26 protein-coding genes are annotated in these 26,093 nt (G+C 75.0%); 20 read left to right on the top strand and 6 right to left on the bottom strand.

Annotation, left to right across the window (positions count from 1 at the left end; translation table 11 throughout):
• Positions 1–61: 61 nt before the first annotated feature.
• A complete protein-coding gene (locus tag EPD83_RS12375) occupies positions 62–1,537 on the bottom strand; it encodes a DEAD/DEAH box helicase (RefSeq protein WP_165566645.1) in 1,476 nt (491 codons plus the stop codon).
• Positions 1,538–1,797: 260 nt separating this feature from the next.
• Entirely contained in the window at positions 1,798–2,505 is a 708-nt protein-coding gene (locus EPD83_RS12370) for a M50 family metallopeptidase (protein WP_128367130.1), read from the bottom strand.
• A gap of 60 nt (positions 2,506–2,565) precedes the next feature.
• Here EPD83_RS12370 and EPD83_RS12365 point away from each other — a divergent pair, with 60 nt between their 5' ends.
• The 6 genes from EPD83_RS12365 (at position 2,566) to EPD83_RS12340 (ending at position 7,768) form a co-directional block, all read left to right on the top strand.
• A complete protein-coding gene (locus EPD83_RS12365) occupies positions 2,566–3,501 on the top strand; it encodes an N-acetylglucosamine-6-phosphate deacetylase (RefSeq protein ID WP_235950561.1) in 936 nt (311 codons plus the stop codon).
• Positions 3,502–3,562: 61 nt separating this feature from the next.
• Positions 3,563–4,114 (top strand): CBS domain-containing protein, encoded by a 552-nt coding sequence (locus EPD83_RS12360; protein ID WP_128367129.1) that lies wholly within the window; start codon positions 3,563–3,565, stop codon positions 4,112–4,114.
• A gap of 2 nt (positions 4,115–4,116) precedes the next feature.
• Positions 4,117–5,412, top strand: coding sequence for an ArsB/NhaD family transporter (locus EPD83_RS12355; RefSeq protein ID WP_205859516.1), 1,296 nt, complete (start codon positions 4,117–4,119; stop codon positions 5,410–5,412).
• Between the two features lie 2 nt (positions 5,413–5,414).
• The gene (locus EPD83_RS12350) at positions 5,415–6,704 is read left to right on the top strand and encodes a cation:proton antiporter (RefSeq protein WP_165566644.1); all 1,290 of its coding nucleotides are present in this window, start codon (positions 5,415–5,417) and stop codon (positions 6,702–6,704) included.
• A 71-nt stretch (positions 6,705–6,775) separates the two neighbouring features.
• Positions 6,776–7,441, top strand: coding sequence for an LON peptidase substrate-binding domain-containing protein (locus EPD83_RS12345; RefSeq protein WP_128366593.1), 666 nt, complete (start codon positions 6,776–6,778; stop codon positions 7,439–7,441).
• A gap of 45 nt (positions 7,442–7,486) precedes the next feature.
• Positions 7,487–7,768 carry a MazG nucleotide pyrophosphohydrolase domain-containing protein gene (locus tag EPD83_RS12340; RefSeq protein ID WP_128366592.1) on the top strand — a complete coding sequence of 94 codons (282 nt, stop codon included), beginning with the start codon at positions 7,487–7,489 and terminating at the stop codon, positions 7,766–7,768.
• A 28-nt stretch (positions 7,769–7,796) separates the two neighbouring features.
• Here EPD83_RS12340 and EPD83_RS12335 read toward each other — a convergent pair whose 3' ends face one another.
• The 3 genes from EPD83_RS12335 to EPD83_RS12325 are packed head-to-tail and all read right to left on the bottom strand — an operon-like array spanning position 7,797 to position 10,503.
• Complete coding sequence (locus EPD83_RS12335) at positions 7,797–8,495, bottom strand: dienelactone hydrolase family protein (RefSeq protein ID WP_128366591.1); 699 nt, start codon at positions 8,493–8,495, stop codon at positions 7,797–7,799.
• Positions 8,492–9,727, bottom strand: a complete 1,236-nt coding sequence (locus tag EPD83_RS12330; RefSeq protein ID WP_128366590.1) for an adenylate kinase family protein — start codon at positions 9,725–9,727, stop codon at positions 8,492–8,494. Before EPD83_RS12330 ends, EPD83_RS12335 begins: the two co-directional genes overlap by 4 nt.
• 8 nt (positions 9,728–9,735) lie before the next feature.
• Entirely contained in the window at positions 9,736–10,503 is a 768-nt protein-coding gene (locus EPD83_RS12325) for a fructosamine kinase family protein (RefSeq protein ID WP_128366589.1), read from the bottom strand.
• A gap of 91 nt (positions 10,504–10,594) precedes the next feature.
• On the opposite strand from EPD83_RS12325, the gene EPD83_RS12320 reads away from it, so the two are divergent.
• From EPD83_RS12320 to EPD83_RS12270, 11 genes are all read left to right on the top strand, one after another.
• Positions 10,595–11,365: a GAF and ANTAR domain-containing protein gene (locus EPD83_RS12320; RefSeq protein WP_164896351.1), complete on the top strand. Its 771-nt coding sequence runs from the start codon at positions 10,595–10,597 to the stop codon at positions 11,363–11,365.
• A gap of 23 nt (positions 11,366–11,388) precedes the next feature.
• Positions 11,389–12,543, top strand: coding sequence for an App1 family protein (locus EPD83_RS12315; protein WP_128366587.1), 1,155 nt, complete (start codon positions 11,389–11,391; stop codon positions 12,541–12,543).
• 43 nt (positions 12,544–12,586) lie between these two features.
• Complete coding sequence (locus tag EPD83_RS12310) at positions 12,587–13,447, top strand: Fpg/Nei family DNA glycosylase (protein ID WP_165566643.1); 861 nt, start codon at positions 12,587–12,589, stop codon at positions 13,445–13,447.
• 83 nt (positions 13,448–13,530) lie between these two features.
• The gene (locus EPD83_RS12305; protein ID WP_128368406.1) at positions 13,531–14,574 is read left to right on the top strand and encodes a hypothetical protein; all 1,044 of its coding nucleotides are present in this window, start codon (positions 13,531–13,533) and stop codon (positions 14,572–14,574) included.
• 126 nt (positions 14,575–14,700) lie between these two features.
• Entirely contained in the window at positions 14,701–15,036 is a 336-nt protein-coding gene (locus EPD83_RS12300; RefSeq protein WP_128367329.1) for a rhodanese-like domain-containing protein, read from the top strand.
• Positions 15,037–15,398: 362 nt separating this feature from the next.
• Positions 15,399–17,069: an alkaline phosphatase D family protein gene (locus EPD83_RS12295; protein ID WP_128367328.1), complete on the top strand. Its 1,671-nt coding sequence runs from the start codon at positions 15,399–15,401 to the stop codon at positions 17,067–17,069.
• Between the two features lie 158 nt (positions 17,070–17,227).
• Positions 17,228–18,481, top strand: coding sequence for an ATP-binding protein (locus EPD83_RS12290; RefSeq protein WP_128367327.1), 1,254 nt, complete (start codon positions 17,228–17,230; stop codon positions 18,479–18,481).
• Between the two features lie 108 nt (positions 18,482–18,589).
• Entirely contained in the window at positions 18,590–19,483 is an 894-nt protein-coding gene (gene dapA / locus EPD83_RS12285) for a 4-hydroxy-tetrahydrodipicolinate synthase (RefSeq protein ID WP_165566642.1), read from the top strand.
• A gap of 184 nt (positions 19,484–19,667) precedes the next feature.
• Complete coding sequence (locus EPD83_RS12280; RefSeq protein WP_235950562.1) at positions 19,668–19,955, top strand: DUF3072 domain-containing protein; 288 nt, start codon at positions 19,668–19,670, stop codon at positions 19,953–19,955.
• 320 nt (positions 19,956–20,275) lie between these two features.
• Positions 20,276–21,145 (top strand): peptidoglycan DD-metalloendopeptidase family protein, encoded by an 870-nt coding sequence (locus tag EPD83_RS12275; RefSeq protein WP_128368611.1) that lies wholly within the window; start codon positions 20,276–20,278, stop codon positions 21,143–21,145.
• Between the two features lie 205 nt (positions 21,146–21,350).
• Positions 21,351–22,679 (top strand): extracellular catalytic domain type 1 short-chain-length polyhydroxyalkanoate depolymerase, encoded by a 1,329-nt coding sequence (locus EPD83_RS12270; RefSeq protein ID WP_165566640.1) that lies wholly within the window; start codon positions 21,351–21,353, stop codon positions 22,677–22,679.
• A gap of 34 nt (positions 22,680–22,713) precedes the next feature.
• Here the strand turns inward: EPD83_RS12270 and EPD83_RS12265 are convergent, their stop codons facing one another.
• On the bottom strand, positions 22,714–23,289 hold the full coding sequence (locus tag EPD83_RS12265; protein ID WP_165566639.1) for a dienelactone hydrolase family protein: 576 nt from the start codon (positions 23,287–23,289) through the stop codon (positions 22,714–22,716).
• A gap of 56 nt (positions 23,290–23,345) precedes the next feature.
• Here EPD83_RS12265 and EPD83_RS12260 point away from each other — a divergent pair, with 56 nt between their 5' ends.
• The 3 genes from EPD83_RS12260 to EPD83_RS12250 form a co-directional block, all read left to right on the top strand.
• Positions 23,346–24,392, top strand: a complete 1,047-nt coding sequence (locus EPD83_RS12260; protein WP_165566638.1) for a helix-turn-helix transcriptional regulator — start codon at positions 23,346–23,348, stop codon at positions 24,390–24,392.
• Positions 24,385–25,593 (top strand): acetyl-CoA C-acetyltransferase, encoded by a 1,209-nt coding sequence (locus EPD83_RS12255; RefSeq protein WP_128366172.1) that lies wholly within the window; start codon positions 24,385–24,387, stop codon positions 25,591–25,593. The genes EPD83_RS12260 and EPD83_RS12255 overlap by 8 nt, the downstream gene beginning before the upstream one ends.
• A 12-nt stretch (positions 25,594–25,605) precedes the next feature.
• On the top strand, positions 25,606–26,093 hold a 488-nt coding region (locus EPD83_RS12250; protein ID WP_235950560.1), incomplete at its 3' end, for an enoyl-CoA hydratase/isomerase family protein.

Below are 26,093 nucleotides of genomic sequence, written 5' to 3'. Positions count from 1 at the left end.
GCCGGGGGCCGTCCGTCTGCGTGAGGTCGGGCGCCGCCGGGCTGCGCCCCGGACCCCGGGGTCAGCGGGAGCGGCGGGGAGCCGACCGCTCCGAGAAGGAGGCCGCCGACCTGGCCGGCCGGGACCCGCCGGAGGCCCCGGAGGGCTGCCCGGCGCCGCGCCGCGACCCGCGCCGCCGGCTGCCGCCGGACCCGCCGCCGGGACCGCCCGAGCGCTGCTCGGAGCCCTGCCCGCGACCGTGACCGCCCGCGCGCGAGCCGCGTCCCGGACGGCGGCCGCCACCACGACCGGACCCTCCGGCCCGCTCGCCCGCGCCCCGGCCGCCACGCGACCCACCGGCCGGTGCGGCCGCGACGTACGCGCCCTCCCGGGTCCGCTCACCGGGCGCGAGCTCGGCGAGGACGGGGTGCTGGGCGTGGGCCCGGGTGATCGTGGGCCGGATGCCCGCCTTGCGGGTCAGGTCGCGCACGTCACGCACCTGCTCGTCGGTCATCAGCGTGACGACGGTGCCCGCGGCGCCGGCGCGCGCGGTGCGGCCGGAGCGGTGAAGGTACGCCTTGTGCTCGACCGGCGGGTCGGCGTGGACGACGAGCGCGACGTCGTCGACGTGGATGCCGCGGGCGGCGATGTCCGTGGCGACGAGGGTCTGCGCGGCGCCGCTGTGGAACGCCTCCATGGTGCGGGTGCGCTGACCCTGGCTGAGGTTGCCGTGCAGCTCGACGGCCGGGACCCCGGCGTCGTTGAGCTGGCGGGCGAGCCGCTTGGCGCGGTGCTTGGTGCGGGTGAAGACGATGGTCCGGCCCGGCGCCGAGGTGAGGTCGAGCAGCACCGGCAGGTGCGCCGCGGACGACACGTGCAGGACGTGGTGGGTCATCGCGCTCACCGGCGACTGCGCGGAGTCGGCTTCGTGGGTCACCGGCTCGACGAGGTAGCGCGAGGCGAGCACGCCGATGCCGGCGTCGAGCGTCGCCGAGAAGAGCATGCGCTGGCCGCCGCGCGGCGTCGCGTCGAGCAGCCGGCGCACCTGCGGCAGGAAGCCGAGGTCGGCCATGTGGTCGGCCTCGTCGACGACGGTGACCTCGACGTTCGCCAGGGAGACGTGGCCCTGTCCGACGAGGTCCTCGAGCCGGCCGGGGCAGGCGACGACCACGTCGACGCCGCGGCGCAGCGCCGCGACCTGCGGGCCCTGCCCGACGCCGCCGAAGACGGTGCGGGAGGTGAGACCGAGGGCGCGGGCCAGCGGCGCCATCGCCTCCTCGATCTGGGTGGCGAGCTCGCGCGTCGGGGCGAGGACGAGGGCCCGGGGCCGCTTGGGCGTCCGCGAACTGCGACTCTGCGCGAGCCGAGTGAGCAGGGGCAGGAGGAAGGCCACCGTCTTGCCCGAGCCGGTGCGGCCGCGGCCGAGGACGTCGCGACCCGCGAGGGAGTCCGGCAGCGTCGCGGCCTGGATGGGGGTGGGCGTCGTGATCCCGCCGGAGGCGAGGACGTCGACGAGGGACGAGGGCACGCCGAGCGCGCCGAAGGTGTCAGTGGACACGGTGATGTGAACTCCAGGTACTGGTGTCGGCACGCGCGGCACGGGGCCGGGGGCGTCGACGCGGGATGTTCTGCCGGGCGGGCTCTGGGGCCGCGGCGCACGGTGCGGACGAGGTCCGTCACTCAGGCATCGACATCAAAGAAAGCGGGCCCCGAGGCAGAACGGGGCGGGACCGCTGACGTCCACTGTACGCGCTCGGGGGCGGTGCGGACGCCGCCGCCCCGCCGCACGTCCCCGGCCAGGGGTGTGGCGGACCCCGGTCAGCCGGTGCGCAGCGTCGCGAGCACGGTGTCGGCGGCGACCCACGTGGCCCCGGCGCAGACCAGCGCGAAGGACGCCACCCAGAGCACCCGCGGCAGGTGGGTGAGGCGGGCGAGGACGGCCACGTCGCTGCCGGGCTCGTGGCTCGCCGTCACCGCCCCGAGGTGCCGCCAGGCGCCGACCACGAGGACGAGCCCCGCCCCGACGACGACCTGGGCGCGCAGTAGGTCCTCGCCGGCCCACCAGACCCAGGCCGTCGCCGCTCCGACGACGAGGACGACGAGCAGGGTCAGGCCGGAGCGCACCCGCAGGAGGGTGAGCAGCAGGACGAGCACGACCGCCGCGAGCACGGCGCCCGCCCAGCCGTGGGCGCCGAGCCAGACGCCGGCACCCCCGACGACGGCCGGCGCGGGGTAGCCGGCCCACGTCGTCACGGCCCGTCCCGGCCCTCGCGCCCGACCGACGGTGACGGCGGCCCCGGACATGTCGCCGCGCAGGACGAACCCGGTGAACCGCCGCCCGACGAGCATGCCGACCAGCGCGTGCCCGAGCTCGTGGACCAGCGTCACCCCGAGCCGCAGCACCTGCCACAGCGGACGCACCCCGACGACGACGAGCGCCGCGACGAGGACGACGACGAGCGGGGTGCCGGTCAGGCCGACCTCGCCGCTCGCGCGCATCCGGTCCCAGACCTCGCCGACGTCCATGGGCAGGTGACCGTAGCCGCCCGGTCTGTGCGCCCGGGGGAAGGAGTACCGTCGGGCAGCGTGAGCGGCCTCGTCGACATCCACTGCCACGGGGCCGTCGGGACCGAGCTCGGGGGGCCGGACTCCGCGCGGGCGGTGGAGCACCACGCGTCCATGGGGACCGAGCACCTCGTGGCGAGCCTCGTGTCCGCCCCGTTCGACACCCTCGTCGCCCAGGTGTCGACGCTGGCACCGCTCGTCGCCGACGGCGTGCTGGCCGGCATCCACCTCGAGGGGCCGTTCCTCGCCCACGAGCGGCGCGGCGCCCACGACCCCGGCGCCCTCGCCGCCCCCGACCCCGGTCTCGTCGACCGGCTCGCCGAGGCCGCCGCGCTGGCCGGCGCCCCGGACGCCCTGCGCCACATGACCCTCGCGCCCGAGCTGCCCGGGGCGGTCGACCTGCTCCGCGCGCTCGTCGAGCACGGTATCCGGCCCTCGGTGGGGCACACCGACGCCGACGCCGCGACGACGGCCCGCACCCTGGCCGAGGTCGCCGACCTCCAGGGCGCGCCGGCCCTGGTCACGCACGTCTTCAACGGCATGCCGCCGCTGCACCACCGGGCCGGTGGACCGGTGGCGGCGGCGCTCGCGGCGGCGGCCCGCGGCGAGGCCGTCCTCGAGCTCATCGCCGACGGCACGCACGTCTCCGCCGAGGTCGTCCGCATGCTCTTCGAGACCGTCGGCCCGGGCGCCCTCGCGCTGGTGTCCGACGCCATGCCCGCCACCGGCCTCGGCGACGGCGAGTACACCCTGGGCGGGCTCGAGGTCGTCGTCGACGACGGGACCGCCCGGCTCGCCGGGTCCGGAGCCATCGCCGGCGGGACGAGCACCCTCGCCGAGTGCGTGGCCTGGGCCGTCGAGGTCGCCGGGCTGCCCGAGGCCGACGTCACGGCCGCGGCGACGACCACCCCCGCCCGGGCGCTGGGCCTGGCGGTCGCGCCGGCCGCGGCGCCCTGACCGCGGGCACCGCCGACCTCCCCCGACCGCCCCCGACCGCCCCCGACACCCAGGAGCCGCCGTGCACGCCCAGGAGCTCCTCGAGCAGGTCCCCACCGTCGGCCGCGCGACGACCGGCGCCGAGGCCGCGCGCGTCCTCGCCGAGTACCGGCTGGCCGCGCTGCTCGTCGTCGACGACGACGGCGACCCGCTCGCGGTGGTCCCCGGCAGCCAGCTGCTCGGCATCGTCCTGCCCCGCTGGGTGCGCGACGACCGGCGCCTCGCCCACGTCTACGACGAGAAGGGCGCCGACGAGATGTGCGGGCGCCTCAACCGGTCGACGATCGGCGAGCTCCTCGACGAGAGCCGGCTGACGCCGGACGACACCCCGTCGGTGCTGCCCGAGGACACGCTGCTCGAGATCGCGTCGGCGATGGACGAGCACCACAGCCCGATGCTCGTCGTGCGCGACCGTGACGGGGTCTTCCACGGCGTGATCACGATGTCCCGGGTCGTCGCCGCCATCGCCGCGGCCGCGGGGCAGGACAGCGACCTCATCCGCCGCCGGCTGGAGAAGGACATCATCCTGCGCGGCACCCCCGAGCAGTCCGGCCCCACCCGCGAGGCGCCATGACGGTGGCCGCCGTCGTCGCGGTCGGCATCTTCGTCGTCGCGTACGTCCTCATCGCGTCCGAGAAGGTCAACCGCACCGCGGTGGCGCTGGCCGGTGCGGCGGGGATGGTGCTCATCGGCGCCGTCCGCGGCCGGGACGTCTTCTTCTCCGAGGACACCGGCATCGACTGGAACGTCATCTTCCTGCTGCTCGGGATGATGATCATCGTCGGCATCCTGCGGCGGACCGGCGTCTTCGAGTTCGTCGCCATCTGGGCGGCGCAGCGGGCGCGGGCCCGGCCGTTCCGGATGATGACGCTGCTCGTCGTCATCACCGCCGGCGCCTCGGCCCTGCTGGACAACGTGACGACCGTCCTGCTCGTGGCCCCGGTGACGCTGCTGCTCTGCGAGCGCCTCGCCCTGGCTCCGGTGCCGTTCCTCCTGGCCGAGGCGATGGCGAGCAACATCGGCGGCACCGCCACGCTCATCGGCGACCCGCCGAACATCATCATCGGCAGCCGCGCAGGGCTGACCTTCGACGACTTCCTCGTCCACCTCGCGCCCGTCGTCGTCGTGCTCGTCGCCGTCTTCGTCGGGCTCGCCTGGGTCCTGTGGGGCCGCCACCTGCGCTACGACCCCGAGCGCGCGGAGTCGGTCATGGCGCTGACCCCGCGCGAGACGATCACCGACCCGACGCTGCTGCGCCGGATGCTCGTCATCCTCGGCCTCGTGCTCGTCGGGTTCCTCACCCACAACTGGACCCACCTGGACCCCTCGCTCGTCGCGCTGCTCGGCGCCGGGGCGGCCGTCCTCGCCTCACGGATGCCGTCGGAGGAGTACCTCGCCGAGGTCGAGTGGGAGACGCTGCTCTTCTTCGCCGGCCTGTTCGTCATGGTCGGGGCCCTCGTGCACGACGGCGTCATCACCGTCCTGGCCCGGGAGCTCACCGGAGCCATCGGGGAGGACTACCTCCTCGCGGCGCAGGGCATCCTCCTCGGGTCGGGCATCCTGTCCGGCATCGTCGACAACATCCCCTACGTCGCGACCATGGCGCCGCTGGTCCACGACCTCGTCGGCCCCGGGAACGGGCTGCCCCCGGAGCGGCAGTCCCTGTGGTGGGCCCTCGCGCTGGGCGCCGACCTCGGCGGCAACGCGACGGCCATCGGGGCCAGCGCCAACGTCGTCATCACCGGCATCGCGAGGCGGAACGAGCACCCCATCTCCTTCTGGACCTTCACCAGGTACGGCCTCGTCGTCACCGCCGTCACCATCGGGCTGTGCGTGCCGTACGTGTGGCTGCGCTACTTCGGGGTGGGCTGAGCATGCTGGCGTCCTTCGCGGTCCTCCTCTGCTCGACGGCCCTGCTCGCCTGGCTCAACGAGCGCTTCCTGCGCATCCCCACGACCGTGGGGGTCACCCTGGCCGCGGCCCTGGCCTCCGGGGTGCTCGCGCTCCTCGACGCGGTCGGGGTCGGCGTCGGGCTGCGCGACCAGGTCGAGACCCTGCTGAAGACCCTCGACTTCACCGAGTTCGTCCTCAACGGGATGCTCGCGATCCTCCTCTTCGCCGGGGCGCTGGGGCTCGACACCCGGCGCCTCCTGCAGCAGAAGGTCCCCATCCTCACCCTCGCCGTGCTCGGGACCCTCGTGAGCACGGCGCTCGTCGGGGTGGGCGCCTGGGCGGTGTTCGGCGCCTTCGGGGTGGGGATCCCCCTGCTGTGGGCCTTCCTCTTCGGCGCCCTCATCAGCCCGACGGACCCCGTCGCCATCCTCGACCTGCTGGGGCGGGCCCGCGTGCCGGAGCGGCTGCGGCACCTCATCGCCGGCGAGTCGCTCGTCAACGACGGCATCGGCGTCGTGCTGTTCGTCGTCCTCGCCGGCGCGGTCGGCATCGGCGCCCACGGCGGGGAGGCGCCGTCGGTGGCCGGGGTCGCGACGATCTTCCTGCGCGAGGCCGTCGGGGGCATCCTCTTCGGCGTCGCCATCGGCTGGGTCGGCTACACGCTGTGCCGGACGATCGACGGCCACGTCGTCGAGGTGATGATCACCCTGGCCATGGTCGTCGGCGGGTACAGCGCCGCCGTCGCGCTCGGGGTGTCCGGGCCGCTGGCCATGGTCGCCGCCGGGCTCGTCATGTCGGCCGGCAAGGAGGTCGCGTACTACGGGGAGACCCGCCACCAGGTCGAGGGCTTCTGGGAGCTGCTGGACCAGGTGCTCAACATCCTCCTGTTCGCCTTCATCGGCTTCGACGTCCTCTTCGCCGACGGCGAGCCCGGGCTCGTGCTCGCCAGCGTCGTCGTCATCGCCGTCACCGTCGCCGCCCGGTTCGTGTCGGTGTCGATCCCGATGGCCCTCGTGCGCAGCCGGCAGCGGTTCGGTCCGTGGACGGTGCGGCTGCTCACCTGGGGCGGCCTGCGCGGCGGCATCGCGATTGCGCTCGCCCTCTCGCTGCCGGACGTCGGCGAGCGACCCGTCATCGTCACCGCCACGTACGCCGTCGTCCTCTTCAGCATCGCCGTCCAGGGGCTCACCGTCATGCCGGTCATCCGCCGCGCGGCGGCCGGCGCGGTCGACGACGGCCCCTCGCCGAGCCCGCAGGAGTCGCACGCCTGAGGTTCCCGGCCGGCGGCGCCCGCCCGGTCCGACGGGTCCGCCGTCGCCGCCGGTCTGCCTAGAGTGATCGCGTGCCCTCCCTCCCGCTCTTCCCCCTCGGCGGCGTGCTGCTGCCGGGTGCGCGGATGCCGCTGCAGCTGTTCGAGCCGCGCTACCTCGAGCTCGCGCAGCGCCTCGCCGCCGAGCCCGAGGACGAGCGGCGCTTCGGCATCGTCCTCATCCGGCAGGGCCACGAGGTCGGCGACGGCGCCGTGCGGGACCTGCACGCCGTCGGCTGCGAGGCGGTCGTCGACGCGATGGCCCTCGCGGAGGCGGGCGACGGCACCGTCGTCCACCTCGTCGCCCGCGGCGCCCGGCGCTTCCGGCTCGACGCGCTGGACGAGGCCGCGGTCACCTCGTACACCACGGCCGAGGTCAGCTTCCTCACCGAGCCCGACCCCGCCGGCGACGCCGAGGTCGAGACGCTCGGGAGGCGGGCGCTCGCCGCGCACCGCACGTACCTCACGACGCTCGGGGCGACCACCGACGCCGTCGAGTCCGGGCCGCGGGACCTCGCCTACCGGATCGTCGAGCGGATGGTCCTCGACCCGGGGGACCGGCAGCGGGTCCTCGAGGGCGGCGACGCCGCGACCCGGCTGCGGACCGTGCTCGCGCTGCTGCAGCGCGAGACCGCGATCGTCGACCGGTTCGGTGCGCTGCCGACGCCGCCGGATCCCGGCGGGGCCGCGCTCAACTGAGCCGCCGTCCGGGTGGCCGGTCCGGCGGCTCGTACGCTGGCCGGCATGGAGCTCGGTCACCTGCAGCGCGTCATCGAGGACACCTACGGCGAGCGCGACCGCGGACGGGGCACGCCGGCGACCGTGGCGTGGATCGCCGAGGAGGTCGGGGAGCTCGCGCAGGCCGTCCGCAAGGGCACCCACGAGGAGCGCGTCCACGAGTTCTCCGACGTGCTCGCGTGGGTGGTCAGCCTGGCCAACCAGACCGGTGTCGACCTCGACGCGGCGATGGAGCGGTACGCCCACGGCTGCCCGAAGTGCGCGTCGGTGCCCTGCGCCTGCCCCTGACCGGACGCCCGGGCCGGGGGAGGGCCGGTCAGCCGGTGGGCAGGGTGCGGGTCAGCCAGTCGGTGGTGGCGCTCCAGGCCTGCTCGCTGGCCACGGGGTCGTGGTTGACGAAGTCGTCGTTGTCGAAGGCGTGGTCCGCGCCGGGGTAGGTGCGGAAGTCCACCGGCGCCCCGCCCGAGGTCACCTGCTCCCGGATCCGCGTCACCTGGTCCATCGGGATGTAGGAGTCGGACTCGCCGAAGTGGTGCTGCGAGGGCGTCGACACCGACGGCACCGCCTCGACGAGGTTCGGCAGCGTCGACCCGTAGAACGACACGAGCGCGTCCGCCGGAGCGCCGGCGACGACCGCGTACCCGAGACCGCCGCCGAAGCAGAACCCGACGACCCCGGTGCCGTTCGCGACCTCCGGCCGGGCGCGCAGGGCCTCCAAGGCGAGCGTCGAGTCGGCGACCGCCGCGTCCCAGTCGAGCCGGCCGAGGGCGGCCATGGCCTCCTCGAGCATCGAGGGGCCGTTCGCGATCTCCGAGATGCCGATCCGCCAGAAGACCTCGGGGGCGAGCACGACGTAGCCGAGCGCGGCGAGGTCCTCGGCACGGCGCCGGATGTACGGGCTGACCCCGAAGATCTCCTGGAGCAGCAGGACGCCGGGGCCGCGGCCCGTGGACGGCAGCCACAGGTGGGCGGGCATGGCGCCGGCGGGGGTCTCGACCTCGATGCGTTCGCTCATCCGTCCAGTATGTCCGGGTCGATCAGGACGAAGGCGCCGGTGCGCAGCAGGCTCCGGACGGTGTCGTCGACGACGTCCGCGGCGTCGGGGTGCGCGCCGAGGGTCGCGACCGCCGCGTCGACGACGGCCGAGACCGGCTGCGGCTCGGTCACCGCCCGCCACAGCGTCGCCGCCACCCCGGGCAGCCCGAGCGGGACCGAGCCCACGACGACGAGCGAGGAGCCCTCGGCGTGGAGGGCGTGCCGCCACGGCGCGCGGGCGACGACGGTGTCCGGCGCCAGGGCGCGGACCTCGACCGCCGGCGGGAGGGAGACGCCGTCCTCCGGGCCGACCACGGCCTCGGGCCCCACCTCCGTCGTCCACGCGCACCCACCCCCGGCGGCGTCGCCCTGCCGGAGCAGGTCGGCGAGCAGGTCAGCGCACTCCTCGACCTCGGTGTAGCGCAGTCGCCAGGGCCCGCCGCCCCGGGTCAGCGCCCTGGCCAGGGACCCGAGCGGGTCGGGCATCCGCAGCAGCGCCGAGGTCTGGGGGATCATCGCCACGGCCGCCTCGACCAGCCCCACCGGCTCGAGCACCGGACCGTCCGGGAGGTCCGGTGCGTCCGACGGCGGGTCGTCCGGGCGCACCCGGTCCAGGAGGACGACCCCGGCCAGGTGCAGCGGCGACGGCGCGGCGAGCAGCCCGAGCTCGTCGGGCGAGGACTCGGCCTTGTCGAACGGCGCGTCGGGGTCGACGACGACCGACAGCGGCTTGGGGTAGCCGCGCACGGTGAGGTCGGACTCGACCGCCACCGTCTCGTCGGTGACGTAGCCGAGCGTGCGTCCGAGCACCCGTGCGGCGGTCGTCTTGCCGGTGCCGGAGGCGGCGACGAGCGCCAGCGTCGCGCCGTCCGGGGCCGCGATACCGGCCGCGTGCAGCAGAAGGCAGGTGCCCACCCGCCGGCCGATCGAGGCGACGGTCAGCCCCCGGGACACGGCGTAGGGGACGGCGTCCTCCTCGAGGCGGTGGTCGTCCCCGTGGATCGAGACCAGTCCGTCCTCGCCCCACGTCACGACGTACGGGGGCGCCTCGTCGGGGTCGACGGACGCACGGGTGACGCCGGGTAGCGCCGCGCGCTCCCACAGCCCGAGCAGCCGGTCCGCGAGCGCCGGTCCCAGCCCGGCGACGTCCAGCACCCAGCGCACACCGAAGGCGTCCACGACCGGCGGCTCGCCGGCCCCCTGCGCACCCATGCCGCGGCCTACCGGTACCGGTCGGCGGCGGCCAGGGCCTGCCGGACGTAGGAGCCGCCGAACAGCACGGCGTGCACGAGCAGCGGGTGGAGCTGGTGCAGCAGCACGCGGTCCCGCCAGCCGGCGGCCAGCGGCGCGGCCTCGTCGTAGGCGGCGAGCACGCGGTCCAGGTGCGGGCAGCCGAAGAGCGCGAGCATCGCCAGGTCGCCCTCGCGGTGGCCGCCGTGCGCCGCGGGGTCGATGAGGACGGCGCCGTCCGCGGTCCACATGACGTTGCCGGACCACAGGTCGCCGTGGAGGCGGGCGGGGGCGTCGTCGGTGTCGTGCTCCCCGCCGGCCAGCCGCGACGCCAGGGCCTCCAGCCGGTCCACGTCCGTGGCGTCGAACGTCCCCCGTTCCCGTCCGGCCCGGGCCATCGGCAGGACCCGCGCCTCGCCGTAGAAGCGGCCCCACGAGTCCCAGGCCCCGACGGTGAGCGGCAGCGGCTCGCTGAGCGGTCCCAGCCAGCCGTCGCCCTCCCAGCCCTCGGGCGGGGCGCCGAAGGCGGAGGCACCGGCGGCGTGGGTCCGCGCGAGCCCCCGGCCGAGCGCCTCGGCGCCCTCCGGGGTCGCCCCCGCGGACTCCAGCCACGGCAGCTCGAGGAAGTCCTCGCCCTCGTCGCGGACCTCGACCACCGAGGCGCCGTCGGCCGCCCGCAGCCAGCGCAGACCGGCTGCCTCCCAGGCGAAGTAGCCGGCCGGCGCCGTCGCCGAGGACTTGCGGTGGCGGCGGGTCATGCGTCCATCGTGGCATCGAGCGCTCACGCGCCGGGCCGAAGACGGGCTATCGTGCGGGTGCGCACGACGTTCGATCCCGGAGGACCGACCGATGGCCGAGACCCTGACCCACCCGCTTCCCGACGACGCGGACACCGACCTCAAGGCAGCCTGGGAGGCGATGAGCGCCGACATCGGCGGCGTCCTGGAGTCCCTGGAGGAGCTCTCGGACTACCTCGAACGGGTCGTGCACTCCGTGCGGCGGCACGTCAGCGGGTGCGACGAGGTCGGCATCACCGTCCTCAGCGCCGACCGGCCCCACACCGCCGCGTACTCCACCGTGCAGACCCTCGAGATCGACGCCGTCCAGTACGCGCTCGACGAGGGCCCGTGCCTCGACGCCGCGCGGAAGCGCGAGGAGCAGGGGGTCGGCGACCTCTGCCACGACGACGGCCGGTGGCCCGCGTTCGCCCAGGCCGTGCGGGAGGACGGGATGCGCAGCCTCTACGCCGTCCCGCTGGTCAGCGGCGACAAGTGCGTCGGGGCGCTGAACCTCTACGGCTGGGAGCGCAACGCCTTCGACAACTTCGAGGCCTCCCTCGTCCGCGTGGCCGCCGGCCGGTGCGCCGACGCGGTGCTTGCCGTGACCCAGTACGACGGGATGCGACGCCTCGCCGGCCAGCTCGAGCAGGCCATGGCCAGCCGGGCCGCCATCGAGCAGGCCAAGGGCGTCATCATGGCGCTGCGCGGCGTCGGCGAGCACGACGCGTTCGAGATCCTGCGCAAGACCTCCCAGGACCGCAACGTCAAGGTGCGGCTGCTCGCCGAGCAGGTCGTCAAGGGCGTCGTGCACGGCTCCGACGGCCTGCGCCCACAGGACTGAGCCTCCTGATCTAGAGTCGCCACATGGCGCGACCCCACGCCGCAGCACTCGTCGAGGACGCCTACACCGAGCGGAAGGCGCGCCTCCTCGAACGACGTGGCTGGGTGACCCGCATCGTCCCGTCCACCGGGTACGGCAGCGCCACCCAGATCCGGGTGTTCGGGCGGGTCGTCATGACCCGCGGTCTGCCCGAGGACGAGCCCACCGAGCCGACGTACGCCGCCCGGCTGCGCGCGCTGGAGACCGAGACCCGCGGCTGGCGGGCCTTCTTCGCGACGCCCGTCGCCGACGAGCCGGTGACGGTGCGGGTCAACGAGCGGCTCGTCCAGGCCCGCACCGACCGCGGCGGCTACCTCGACCTCACGGTGCGGGGCCACGGGCTGACGCCCGGGTGGCACCAGGTCTTCCTCGACTCCCCGCGCGCCGAGCCGATCGACGTGCCGGTGCTCGTCGTCGGGTCGCAGGTGACGCACGGGATCATCTCCGACATCGACGACACCGTGCTGTCGACCTCGCTGCCCCGGCCGATGATCGCCGCCTGGAACACCTTCGTGCGCTCCGAGGGCGCCCGCCGCCCGGTGCCGGGCATGGCCACGATGTACCGCGACCTGCTGGAGTCGCGGCCCGAGGCTCCCGTCGTCTACCTGTCCACCGGCGCCTGGAACACCGCGCCACAGCTGACCCGGTTCCTCGAGCGCAACGGCTACCCCGTCGGGCCGATGCTGCTCACCGACTGGGGACCGACGAACACCGGCTGGTTCCGCTCCGGGCAGGAGCACAAGCGGGCGCAGCTGCACCGGCTGGCGCGCGAGCTGCCCAACGTGCGCTGGCTGCTCGTCGGGGACGACGGCCAGCACGACCCCACGCTGTACTCGGAGTTCGCGAGCAGGCGGCCGGACCGGGTGCGCGGCATCGCGCTGCGCGAGCTGACCGCCGGCGAGCAGGTGCTCTCGCACGCCATCCCGGTGGCCACCGACGACATCGCCCCGACCCCGTCGGCGCGCCTCGAGGTCCCGGTGCTGCGCGGACCGGACGGCTACGCCCTGGGCCCGCGATTAGCGGAGGTGTGGGACGACGTCGTCGGCGGGCAGACGCTGGGGGAGTACGCCTCGGCCGTCGTCACCGGCGGCCTGGAGGACCCGCCCGACTACACAGTCGAGGACCCGGACGAGCGCTGACCGGCGCCTCCCGGGTGTCGGCGCCGGGCGGTAGGTTCGGCACATGCCCGAGCTGCCCGAGGTGCAGGCGCTCAGCGACTTCCTGCGCGAGCGCACGGACGGGCTCGTCGTCACCGGCGTCGAGCTCGGGTCCTTCCACGTCCTCAAGACCTTCACCCCGCCGCCGGACGCGCTCGTCGGGGCGCCGGTCGACGGGGTCGGCCGGTACGGCAAGTTCCTCGACCTCGACGCCGGGGGCACGCACCTGGTCTTCCACCTCGCGCGGGCCGGGTGGCTCCGCTGGTCGGACGCCCTGTCCGCCACCCGGCTGCGGCCGGGCAAGTCCCCGATCGCGCTGCGCGTGCGCTTCGACGACGGCTCCGGGTTCGACCTCACCGAGGCCGGCACCCAGAAGCGGCTGGCCGCCTACGTCGTCCACCGCGTCGAGGACGTGCCGGGGGTCGCCTCGCTCGGGCCCGACCCGCTCGCCGACGGGTTCACCGAGGAGGTCTTCGCCGGCATCCTCGCCGCGCACCGCCAGCAGGTGAAGGGCCTGCTGCGCGACCAGTCCGTCATCGCCGGCGTCGGCAACGCCTACTCCGACGAGATCCTCCACGTCGCGAAGCTCTCCCCGTTCGCGCTCGCCGCGACGCTCGACGGCGACCAGGTCACCCGGCTCTACACCGCGCTGCGCGAGACCCTGACCCGGGCCGTCGCCACCGCGTCGGGCAAGCCGGCCAAGGAGCTCAAGGACGCCAAGCGCGCCGGGATGCGCGTCCACGGCCGGACCGGTGAGACGTGCCCGGAGTGCGGCGACGTCGTCCGCGAGGTGTCCTTCGCCGACTCCGCGCTGCAGTACTGCGCCACCTGCCAGACCGGCGGCAAGCCGCTCGCGGACCGCAGGACGAGCAAGTTCCTCAAGTGAGCGGTGGCAGGTCCGGCGGGGCCGGGCTAGGGTTCGCAGGGTCGCGCCGGGGGGAGCTGGCGCACCGAGGGGAGGAGCCCACCATGTCCGTCATCCGTTCCGTCCGAGGCATCCGCGGCGTCGTGTCGGGGAGCCCGGTGTCCAGGGGTGCTGCCCCGTCCGGCACCGGTCGCCGCCGCACCGTCGTCCGCGGGGTGCTCGCCGCCGGGGCCCTGGCCGCCGTCGTCGGCATGCCGGCCGCGCCCGCGCTCGCCGCCTGCCCCACCGGCGACCAGTGCACGGCGCTGCCGAACGTCGACGCCCAACGCGTCATGCTCGCCTCCACCATCGACCCCTACCGCACCGACTCCGCCACGACGGCGCACGACCACGTCCTGCGGGTCGAGCGGGCGCTCGTCGCCAAGGGGTTCCTGGCCTCGCAGTGGGCCGACGGCTACTGGGGCACGACGACCACCGCGGCGTGGGCGTCCTTCGAGCGGTCGATCGGCCAGGACGCGGTGCACACCCGCAACGGCATCCCGAGCCCGTGGGAGCTGCGGCAGATCGGCAAGAACCGGTTCGACGTCGTGAAGTCCTACGACGTCGGCAGCCGGGTGACGCTCAAGAGCGTCGCCGCCGGCGGGGTCAGCAACGACGGCACGGACGTCGTCAACGAGCGCACCCGCTCGATGTTCCACGAGGCCCGGCGCCTCATGAAGAGCCGTGGCCAGAGCGGCTGGGCGATGGTCGTCACCCAGGGTGGCTACTGCGGGTCCGGCTGCGCCTCGACCTCGTACGGCACCCACGACGGCGGCGGCATCATCGACGTCCGCATCGTCGACACGAGCAGCCAGACCGTCATCGGCAACCGGCTCAAGGCGCTGCGCGACGTCGGGTTCGCCGCCTGGCAGCGCAGCAACCACATCCACGCCGTCGCGGTCAACGACTACCAGATGGCGTGGACGGTCCACGGCGACACCACGCCGCCCGCCGCCGTCCTCGACCAGGGCTACCCGCGCGGCTACTGCCAGGTCTACGAGTGGAAGTTCCGGGCCGACGGCCTCGGCAACTGCGACGACCGCGTCCCCTCCTCGGCCCCCAGCCGGACGGTCACGACGTGGGAGGGCTACCTCGCCGCCAGGGGCTGACCTCCCCCGCCTCCGGGCGTGCCCGACCTCGTCCGCCGGTGCGTGGCGACCCGCCGCGACGGCCGGCGACCCCGGGTGGGTGAGGTCGGGGCTGCCCCGGCGGGGCGGCACCGGGATACTGGGGGCATGAGCGACTTCCCCGACGTGCCGGTGTCCGACGTCTCCGACGACACGACCTTCCTCGACATCCGCGAGCAGGACGAGTGGGACCTCGGGCACGCGCCGCAGGCGGTGCACATCCCGATGTCCGAGCTGTCCGACCGCGTCGGCGAGCTGTCGTCCTTCCGCGACGCCGACGGACCGCTGCTCGTCACCTGCAAGTCGGGCGGCCGCGTCGCCCGGGTGCTGCCGTGGCTGGCGGACCAGGGCTTCGAGGTCGCCAACCTCGAGGGCGGGATGACGGCCTGGCACGAGGCCGGCCGCCCGATGGAGGCCAAGAACGGCACCCCGACCGTCGCCTGACCGCCGCGTCGACCGCGGGGTCGAGCCTGCTCGCCCTCGCGCTGGAGCCCGCGCGGCGTCTGGCGGTCGTCGGCGCCGCGGAGGAGCGACGATCGGCCCGTCTGGCCCGATCTAGCCTACGCGCTAGACAGGCACAGACGAGGGCATCGACGGCAGGCGACGGCCGGTGCCCACGGCCCCGGGTCGCCGAGCGCGGGGCGGGCAGGTGCCGACACCGGCCGTGCGCGCGGACGGGCGACGCCCTCCTGACCCGCGCCTGACCTGCGGCAGACCGGGCGGCCATCCGGGGGTCGGACACCCTTCACCGAGCGCTCACGTCCCGCTCCGCCGGGCGTCGCCGGCCTCCGGACAGGGTGTGCGGCATGACCACCACCACGAGAACCTCCTCCCGCCGATCCGTCCTGCGCGCCGGCGTCGTCGCCGCCGCCGGGGCCGCGTCCGCCGGCCTCGTCGTCGCCGACGCGCGCCCCTCGGCCGCCGCCGTCCCGCCGCGCAGCAACCCCTTCCTCCTCGGTGTCGCCAGCGGCGACCCGACACCCGACGGGTTCGTCCTGTGGACGCGCCTGGCCCTGGACCCTCTGGCCCCCGACGGGCTGGGGGGCATGCCGACCTCGACCTACGGCGTCGTCTGGCAGGTGGCGACCGACGAGCGGTTCGCCGACGTCGTCAAGGCCGGCGTCGCCACCGCCGACCCGGCCTGGGCGCACTCGGCCCACGTCGAGGTGCGGGGTCTGCAGCCGGGGCGCGAGTACTTCTACCGCTTCCGCCTGGGCCGCCACCTCAGCGCGCCGGGCCGCGCCGTCACCGCTCCCGCCGCCGGCACCCTGCCGAGCGCGCTGCAGATGGCGTTCGTGTCCTGCTCCAACCTCCCGGCCGGGTACTTCACGGCCTACGGCGCGCTCGCGGCCGAGCGTCCCGACGTCGTCCTGCACCTCGGGGACTACCAGTACGAGGGCGGGGGCGACGGCGTCGGCCGCCACCACGCCGGACCGGAGACAACGACGCTCGCGGGCTACCGGCAGCGCTACGCCCAGTACAAGACCGACCCGGACCTGCAGGCCGCGCACGCCGCCGCGCCGTGGCTCGCCGTGTGGGACGACCACGAGGTCGACAACAACTACGCCGACGACGTCCCCGAGCGGGCCGCCGACGCCCCGACCTTCCTCCAGCGCCGGGCCGCGGCGTACCGGGCGTACTACGAGAACATGCCGCTGCGCCGGTCCTCGCTGCCGCAGGGTCCGGACCTGCAGCTCTACCGCCGGGTCGCGTTCGGCGACCTCGCGACGTTCCACATGCTCGACACCCGCCAGTACCGCGACGACCAGGCCTGCGGCGACGGCTACAAGGACTGCCCCGACGCCGCCGACCCCGCCCGCTCGCTGCCCGGCGCCGCGCAGGAGGCGTGGCTGCTCGACGGCTTCCGCCGCTCCCGCGCCCGCTGGGACCTCCTCGGCCAGCAGGTCTTCTTCGGCCGCCGCGACCGCGACGCCTCCGAGGAGGCGACGGTCGTCTCGATGGACGCCTGGGACGGCTACCCCGCCTCCCGCCGGCGCGTCACGCAGGGCTGGGTCGACGCCGGGGTGCGCAACCCCGTCGTCCTCACCGGCGACGTGCACGCGCACTGGGCCTCGGACCTGTACCTGGACTACGACGAGCCGGGCGAGGTCGTCGGGTCCGAGCTCATCACCTCCTCGATCACCTCCGGCGGGGACGGGTACGACGAGGCCGACGGCACCCACCCGTGGGCCGAGTGGAACCCGAACCTGCGCTTCTGGACCAACCTGCGCGGCTACGTCTCGACGACGGTGACGCCCACCGAGCTGACGGCCCGCTACCGCTGCGTCCCGTACGTCTCCAGCCCGGGCGCCGAGGCGTTCACCCGCGCGACCTTCGTCCTCGACGACGGCGAGCGCGGGCTGCGGCAGACCCAGGACGCGCCGCAGCGCTCGGCCACGCTGCGGGCCGCGGGCCGGACGGACGCGCAGAAGATCGCCGACACCCTGCGCTCCGAGACCGGCGGCGACGCCTCCTGAGGTCCGGGGGCGCCGGTCCGCCGGACTCGGCGCCCCCCTCTCGCCCGGTCGCTCGCCACGAAGGGGGTGGCGGGGCCTGACGGGCGGGTGGCGACACGCCGCTACGGGTGTCTGGCCACGTATCGGGCTGACGCTAGAGAAGCCCATACGCTGCGATCGTGGACCCGATCCGGAACCCCTACGCGCCCGGCGCCGGCCAGCGGCCGCCCGAGCTCGCCGGCCGCGACGAGCAGCTCGACGCCTTCGACGTCGTCCTCGAGCGGGTGGCCCGCGGACGCCCCGAGCGCTCCGTCGTCCTCACCGGCCTGCGCGGCGTCGGCAAGACGGTGCTGCTCAACACCCTGCGCTCGGCGGCCGTCCGGGCCGGCTGGGGGACCGGCAAGCTCGAGGCGCGCCCGGACCAGTCCCTGCGCCGTCCGCTGGCCTCGGCGGTGCACCAGGCGGTCCGTGAGCTCGGGCCGTCCGGGGGCGCGGGCGACCACGCGCTCGGCGTCGTCCGCTCCTTCGCCCAGCGCGAGCCGGAGGGGGGCGGGCGCGGGCGGTCGGCGCCCCGGCTCAAGGACCGCTGGAACCCCGGCATCCAGGTGCCGGCCGTCGCCGGGCGCGCCGACTCCGGGGACATCGAGATCGACCTCGTCGAGCTGCTGACCGACCTCGGCGGCATGGCCGCCGACACCGGGCGCGGCATCGCCGTCTTCGTCGACGAGATGCAGGACCTCGGCCCGGACGACGTCTCCGCGCTCTGCGCGGCGGCCCACGAGATCAGCCAGTCCGGGCTGCCGCTCGTCGTCGTCGGGGCGGGGCTGCCGCACCTGCCCGCCGTGCTGTCGGCCTCGAAGTCGTACTCCGAGCGGCTCTTCCGCTACTCGCGGATCGACCGCCTCGATCGGTCCGCCGCCGACGCCGCCCTCGTCCGGCCGGCCGCCGAGGAGGGCGCGCAGTACGCCCCCGACGCCCTCGACGCGATGTACGCCGCGACCGGCGGCTACCCGTACTTCGTCCAGGCGTACGGCAAGGCCGTCTGGGACCGCGCGCCCGGCTCGCCGATCACGGTCGCGGACGTCGACGTCGCCCGCCCCGAGGCCGAGGCCGAGCTCGCCGTCGGGTTCTTCGGCTCGCGCTACGAGCGGGCGACCCCGGGGGAGCGCGAGTACCTGCGCGCCATGGCCGAGGTCGCGGCGGCGACGACCGGTCCGTCCGGGGCCGCGCCGGACGCCCTGCCGGGCGGGCCCGCCGACGAGCCCGAGGCCGTCCCGACCGCCGAGGTCGCCGCCCGGCTCGGCCGCAAGCCGCAGTCGCTGTCCCCCGCCCGCGACGCCCTGCTCAAGAAGGGGCTCATCTACTCGGGGGAGCGCGGGCTCATCGCCTTCACCGTCCCGCACTTCGGCCGCTACCTGCGCGACCACACCTGAGGCGTCCGGGACGAGGGGCCACGACGCGCCGTACCGGAGCCGGCGGGTGCAGCGCGCCGTGACCTCTCGGCGCCGGGGTCGCCGGGCGGGGGCGGATACCCTGGGGCGATGAGCAGCACCCCGCAGTTCGGCCGCCTCCTCACGGCCATGGCCACCGCCTTCGACGCCGACGGCGGCGTGGACCTCGAGGGCACCCAGCGCATCGCCCGGCACCTCGTCGACACCGGCAACGACGGGGTCGTCGTCTCCGGCACCACGGGGGAGTCGCCGACCACGAGCGTGGGGGAGGACGGCGACATCCTCGCCGCGGTCAAGGACGCCGTGGGCGACCGGGCCGTCGTCATCGCCGGGGTGGGCACGAACAGCACCGCGCACTCGGTCGAGCTCGCGCAGCAGGCCGCCAAGGTCGGTGCCGACGGCGTCCTGCTCGTCACGCCGTACTACAGCAAGCCCGGACCGGCCGGGGTCCTCGGCCACTTCCGCGCCGTCGCCGCGGCCACCGACCTGCCGGTCATGCTCTACGACGTGCCCGGTCGCACCGCCACCCGCATCGACCTCGCCACCTACCGGGCGGCGCGCGAGGTCGACACGATCGTGTCGGTCAAGGACGCCACCGGCGACCCGGCGTCGTCGGCGCGCATCACCGAGCTCGGCTACGACGTCTACTCCGGCGACGACTCCCAGCTGCTCGGCTACCTCGCCTACGGCGCCGTCGGGCTCGTCAGCGTCGTCGCCCACGCCGCGAGCCGAGACCTCAAGGCCCTCATCGACGCCTTCCTCGCCGGCGACCACGCCGAGGCGCTGCGGCTGCACCTGCGCCTGTCCCCGGCCTTCGACGCCGTCATGGGCGTGCAGAACTACGGCGCCACGACGGCCAAGGCGGCGCTGGAGCTGCTCGGCGTCCTCGACAACCGCCGGGTGCGCGGTCCGCTCGTCGCCCTCGACGACGACGAGGTCGACGCGCTCCGTACCGGTCTCGGCGCGGCCGGCCTGCTCGGCTGAGCCCTCTCGCGGCGCATGGCCGGGCCCTGCCGCGCGACGTGGACCGTCCTCGCGGCCGGCGCCCCGCCGGCCGGCCGGGACGAGCGAGACTGTCGAAGGTGTGGACGGCGCGCGACGGGTGTCGGTGGGGGCGCGTAGGGTCGAACGCATGAGCGATTCGACGATCCCCAGCAGTGACGAGCCCGTGGTCGAGCCGGCCGAGCAGCAGACCGGCGGCACGCGGGCCGCGGCCACGTCCGAGACCGCCGGCGCCCCCGAGGGCGGCACCCTCGGCAGCGCCACCGCGGAGTCCGGCCCCGAGCGCGACCCGGAGGAGTGGGTCACGGGCGACGAGCCGATGACCGGACCCCAGCGCAGCTACCTCGACTCCCTCGCCCGGCGGGCGGGCGAGGAGTTGCCGGCGGACCTCACCAAGGCGCAGGCGTCCGAGCACATCGACCGGCTCCAGGAGAAGGTGGACGGCACCTCCTGACGACGGAGCGCCCCTGACGGCGGCGCCGTCGGAGCGACCGTCCCTTCCGACGACGGAGCCCTCGCGACGGCGGCGCGGCGAGCCCCGTGCGCCGGCACCTTATCGGCCGGCGTCGCGGCCCTCACGTCCGTCGGCTGCGACCAGCCCCGACGCGCGCAGCGTGACGCTCCGGCGCGCCTCCGGTGGCGGGCCGCGCCCGGCTGCGGCACGATGATGGCGGGTCCACCGGACCCGGGGGAAGGTCCCGTACCGCCTCGGTGCGGGACGACATCATCACGGGTAGCGCTTGCGCGCGGCCCGACCACCGAGGGGGATCACCCATGTCCGCACGCTCCAGGATCGCCGTGCTCGCCGCGGCCGTCGCGATGATCGGCACCGCCGTCGCCACCGCACCCACCGCCCAGGCGGCCACCGCCCGGAACGGTGTCTGCGAGACCGGCGAGTTCTGTTTGTACTACAACTCCGGACAGCAGGGCTCGATGGTCGACCTGGCCAACGGCCACAAGGACTACGGCACCGGCACGAACTGCGTGAAGTTCGTGTCCCGCGGTACCGGCCGCGGCCAGTGCGTCAAGAACAACGCCGCGTCGGTCTGGAACCGCGAGTCCGCCGCGGTCGCCGTCTTCTACCACAGCGGCTGGTCGGGCTCCATCGACACCTTCGGCAAGGACGTCAAGGGCGACCTGCGCGCCGACATGAAGAACGAGAACGCCGGACACGTCGTCGGCGTGACGGGCAACGAGAACTTCGAGTACGGCGTCTACCACACCCGCGCGGCCCAGGTCACGGCCTGGTTCGACGGCTACCGCTACACCTCGGGCAAGCACGAGGGCATCGACGTCGCCTACCAGCCCGGTGCCCCGGTCTACTCGATGCTCAACGGCACCGTCACCCGGGTCACCGAGGGGTCCTCGGGCTCGCTCTCGACGCTGGCCGTCTACAACGCGGGCTTCGACAAGACCATCGTGTACCTGCACCTGAACCCGCTGTCCTTCACCGTCGGCCAGAAGATCTCGCGCGGCCAGAAGATCGGCACCGAGGCCTCCCGCGGCGCGAACGGCGCGCACACCCACGTCGAGATGCGCCCCGGCCGGCAGACCGCCGCCACCTTCAGCAGCGACAACGTGCTCGTCAACCCGGTCCCGACCCAGTTCTGGATGGACCGCGGGTACAACGCCTGCTGCCAGTGAGCTGAGCGCTCCGGCACCACCACCCGGCCCGGCCGTCCGCGATCCCCGTCGCGGGCGGCCGGGTCGTCACGTCACCGGTCAATGGGCGGCGGGGCCAGTGACGATGTCCCGTTGTGGGGTCCGCGACCACCCGGAGGGTCGCGTCGGGGTGCGAACGTGGCGGGCACCGGTCGTCGACGGGGACGGCCGGAACGGAAGGGACGTCATGACCGGCACCACGACCCCACCCGCCCCGGCGGCTCGTGTCCGCACGCTCGCGGCGCTCGTCACGGCCGCCGTGATCGGCGCCGTCGGCCTCGTGCTCGCGGCCGGAGGCCCGGCGCGCGCGGCCGGGCTCCAGCAGGTCGGCGCCTTCGGGAGCAACCCGGGCAACCTCGCCATGTACAGCTACCGGCCGGACGGCCTGCCCGCGGGGGCGCCGCTCGTCGTCGAGCTGCACGGGTGCTCGCAGGACGCCGCGACGTACTTCGCGAACAGCGGCTGGCGCGAGCTCGCCGACCGCTACGGGTTCGCGCTGGTCCTCGCCGAGCAGAACAGCGGGAACAACTCCTCGAGGTGCTTCAACTGGTTCGAGTCCGGCGACACCGCGCGCGGTCAGGGCGAGGCCGCGAGCATCGCGCAGATGACCGACCACGCCGTCGCCGCGTACGGCCTGGACGCCGACCGCGTCTACGTCACCGGCCTGTCGGCCGGGGCGGCGATGACCGCCGTCATGCTCGCCACCTACCCCGACCGCTACGCCGGCGGGTCGGTCAACGCCGGCCTGCCCTACCGCTGCGCGACGTCCCTCGTCTCCGCCTTCTCGTGCATGAACCCCGGCGTCGACAAGTCGCCCAAGGCCTGGGGCGACCTCGTCCGCGGCGCGTACCCCGGGTACTCGGGCCCGCGGCCGCTCGTCTCGGTCTGGCAGGGCACTTCGGACACGACCGTCGCGCCGATGAACGCCGGCGAGCTGCGCGACCAGTTCACCGACGTCGCCGGGGTCGCGCAGACGCCGACGGCCACCGGGACGATCACGAGCGGGGTCACCTGGGAGGACTACGCCGGAGCGGTGCGGGTGACCCGCGTCGAGGGCATGGGGCACGGCACGGCCGTCGACCCCGGGACCGGCCCGACCCAGTGCGGCACGGCGGGCGCCTACTTCCTCGACGTCTCGGTGTGCGCGGCCCACCACGACGCGACGTTCTTCGGTCTCACCGGCGGCGGGGCCCCGTCGCCGACGGCCACCGCGACCCCGACGGCCACCGCGACCCCGACCCCGACGGCCACCGCGACCCCGACCCCGACGGCCACCGCGACCCCGACCCCGACGGCCACCGCGACCCCGACCGCCTCACCGACGGCCACCCCGTCGCCGACCGCGACGTCGGAGTGCATCACGTCCAGCAACTACGACCACGTGGTGGCGGGCCGCGCCTACCAGTCCGGCGGGTACGCCTGGTCGGTCGGCTCGGACGAGAACCTCGGGCTCTACAACACCTACTACACCGCGTCCCTCGCGCAGACCTCCCCCGGCTACTGGGAGACCTGCTGACCACGGCGCCGTACGGACGGCGCGGACCGAGGGCTCAGCCCAGACGGGCCAGCATCTGCAGGGACCGCTCCACGACGGTGGCCGTCGCGTCCGGGTCGGACGACGGGAGCGAGCTGTCGGTGAAGAGGTGCACCTCGCCGGGGTAGAGGAAGACCTCGGCGTTCTCGCGGCCCTCGGCAAAGGCGCAGGCGGCGTCGGCGTCGCCCTCCTTCCCGAAGAACGGGTCGTCGGCCATGCCGTGCACCTGGACGGGCAGACCGTCCGGCCAGGTGCCGAACTCGGCCGGGTCGGCGAACGCCTCGTAGAACAGCGCACCGGCGACACCGGGGTGATTCGTCGCCAGCTGGGTCGCGGCCATGACGCCGAAGGAGACGCCGGCGACGACGAAGCCCGGGGCCAGGTCGTCGGCGGCGGCGAGGGCCGGCGCGCGGACGGTGTCGAACCCGACGGACTTCGTGTGGGCGAACCCGTCCTCGATGGACCCGAAGGTGCGGCCCTCGAAGAGGTCCGGCACCTCGACGGTGTGGCCGCCGGCCCGCAGCGCGTCGGCGAGGGCGAGGACGCCCGGGGTGCGGCCCTGGATGTGGTGGACGAGGAGGATCTCGGTCATGCCCACGACTGTAGGAGCCGTTGCGGACGGATCGCGTCCGGGATGACCATGGGCCGGTGAGACCGGACACGAGCCCCGCCGCGCGCGCCCTCATCACGATGGAGGCGATCCAGGACCAGCCCGGCGTCACGGCGGACCGGCTGGCCGCCCGGCTCGGGGTCTCCTCACGTGCGGTCCGGCGGTACGTCGACATCCTGCGCCAGGCCGACATCCCGGTCGAGTCCGTCCGCGGACCCGCCGGCGGCTATCGGCTCGGCCGGGGCACCCGGCTGCCCCCGCTGGTCTTCAGCAGCGCCGAGGCGCTCGGCCTGGTCATGGCGGTCCTCGACGGGCACCACCAGGCCGCCGATCCCGACGACGCGGTGGGCGCCGCGGTCGGCAAGCTCCTGCGGGCCATGCCCCAGCACGTCGCCGACCAGGCGGACGTCGTCCGCCGGACCGCCGCGGCGGCCCCGGACCGCGGCGCCGCGCGGCCGGACCCGGCGACCACCGTCGCCCTCGTCCGGGCCCGCAGCGAGGGACGCTGCGTCACGGTCCGCTACCGCTCCGAGAGCGGACGCGAGTTCGCCACCGAGGTCGAGCCGTGGGCGGTCGTCGTGCGGCACGGCCGCTGGTACCTGCTCTGCTGCTCGACCCGGTCGGGGTCGGTGCGGGCCTACCGGGTCGATCGCATCCTCGCCGCCGATCCCTCGGCCCGCGGCTTCGACCTCCCGGCGGACCTCGACCCCGTCGCCGCGCTGGAGGAGCACCTGGCCAGCGGCTGGGAGCACCCCGTGGAGGTCCTCGTCGAGGCCGCGCTCGCCGACCTCGCCCGGCTGCCGCGCACGCTCGGCCGCCTCGAGCCGGCGGGCGACGGACGGACCCGGCTCACGGGGTCGACGAGCAACCTCGCCGACTACGCGCGCGACCTCACGACGATCCGCGCCCCGTTCGTGGTGGTCGGCGGCCCCGGGCTGCGGGAGGCCATGGCCGACCTCGTGCGGCACCTGGCCGCGACCGTCGCGGACGCCTCCGGCGGTGCTGCGCATACTGGAGACGCCGAGGACGACGCGGACCGGCGGCGTCCCCCGGACCGACGAGCCCCGGAGGCGGAGCATGCCTGAGACCGCGTACGTCTACGACGCGCTGCGCACCCCCCGTGGCCGGAACCGCGGCGGGGCGCTGCACGGCACCAAGCCGGTCGACCTCGTCGTCGGGCTCGTCCACGAGCTGGTGCTCCGCAACCCCGGTCTCGACCCGGGTGACGTCGACGACCTCGTCCTCGGCGTGGTGTCGCCGGTCGGCGAGCAGGGCGGCGACATCGCGCGGACGGCCGCCCTCGTCGCGGGGCTGCCCCAGACCGTGGCGGGCGTCCAGCTCAACCGGTTCTGCGCGTCCGGGCTCGAGGCGGTCAACACCGCCGCGGCCAAGGTGCTGGCCGGGGACCGGTTCGTCCTCGCCGGCGGGGTGGAGTCGATGTCCCGGGTGCCGATGGGCTCCGACGGCGGCGCGTTCCACCAGGACCCGACGACGGCCTACGACCACTACTTCGTGCCGCAGGGCATCGGCGCCGACCTCATCGCGACCATCGAGGGGTTCACCCGCGAGGACGTCGACGCCTACGCGGCCACCTCGCAGCAGCGCGCCGAGCAGGCCTGGCAGGAGGGGCGGTTCGACCGCGGCGTCGTCCCCGTCCGCGACCTCAACGGGATGCTCGTGCTCGACCACGACGAGCACCGCCGCCCCGGCGCCACCGTCGACTCGCTCGCCGCACTGCCCCCCGCCTTCGCCGGCCTGGGCGCCACGGCGGGCTTCGACGCCGTCGCCCTCCAGCGCTACCCGCACGTCGAGCGCGTCGAGCACGTCCACACGGCCGGCAACTCCTCGGGCATCGTCGATGGCGCGGCCCTCGTCCTGCTCGGCAGTGAGGCCGCCGGCCGGGACGCCGGGCTCACCCCGCGGGCCCGGGTCCTGGCCCAGGCGGTCGTCGGCAGCGAGCCGACGATCATGCTCACCGGGCCGACGCCCGCGACCGAGAAGGTGCTCGCGCGGGCCGGGCTTACGGTCGACGACATCGACCTCTTCGAGCTCAACGAGGCCTTCGCCGCTGTCGTCCTCAAGTGGATGCGCGACCTCAAGGTGCCGCACGAGAAGGTCAACGTCAACGGCGGCGCCATCGCGATGGGTCACCCGCTCGGCGCGACCGGCGCGGTCATCCTCGGGACGCTGCTCGACGAGCTGGAACGGCGCGACCTGCGCCGCGGCCTCGCCACGCTGTGCGTCGGTGGCGGCATGGGCATCGCGACCGTCGTCGAGCGGGTCTGAGGGAGGAACGGCGTGGGCGACATCCGCGGCATGTACTGGGAGCGGGACGAGGACGGGATCGTCACCCTGACGATGGACGACCCCGACCAGACGGTCAACACGATGAACGACACCTGGTCGCGGGCCTACGAGGCCGCGGTCGAGCGGCTGGAGGCCGAGCGGGAGACCGTCACCGGGGTGGTCCTCACGAGCGCCAAGAGGACCTTCTTCGCCGGGGGCGACCTGCGCGTCATGCGCGAGGTCACCTCCGACACCGCGCCCGAGGCGGCGCGGCACATCGACCACCTCAAGGCGCTGATGCGCCGGCTCGAGCTGCTCGGCCGGCCGGTCGTCGCCGCGGTGAACGGCAGTGCCCTCGGCGGCGGGCTGGAGGTCGCGCTCGCCACCCACCACCGGGTGGTGCTGGACCGGCCGGACGTCCGGCTCGGGGTCCCGGAGATCACGCTCGGCCTGCTGCCGGGTGGCGGCGGGGTCAGCCGGCTGGTGCGGATGCTCGGGCT

The sequence above is a fragment of the Phycicoccus flavus genome (assembly GCF_004025965.2).
Classification (GTDB): domain Bacteria; phylum Actinomycetota; class Actinomycetes; order Actinomycetales; family Dermatophilaceae; genus Phycicoccus; species Phycicoccus flavus.
Note: the sequence above shows the minus strand (reverse complement) of the source record. Positions and strands in the feature narration are given on the sequence as shown.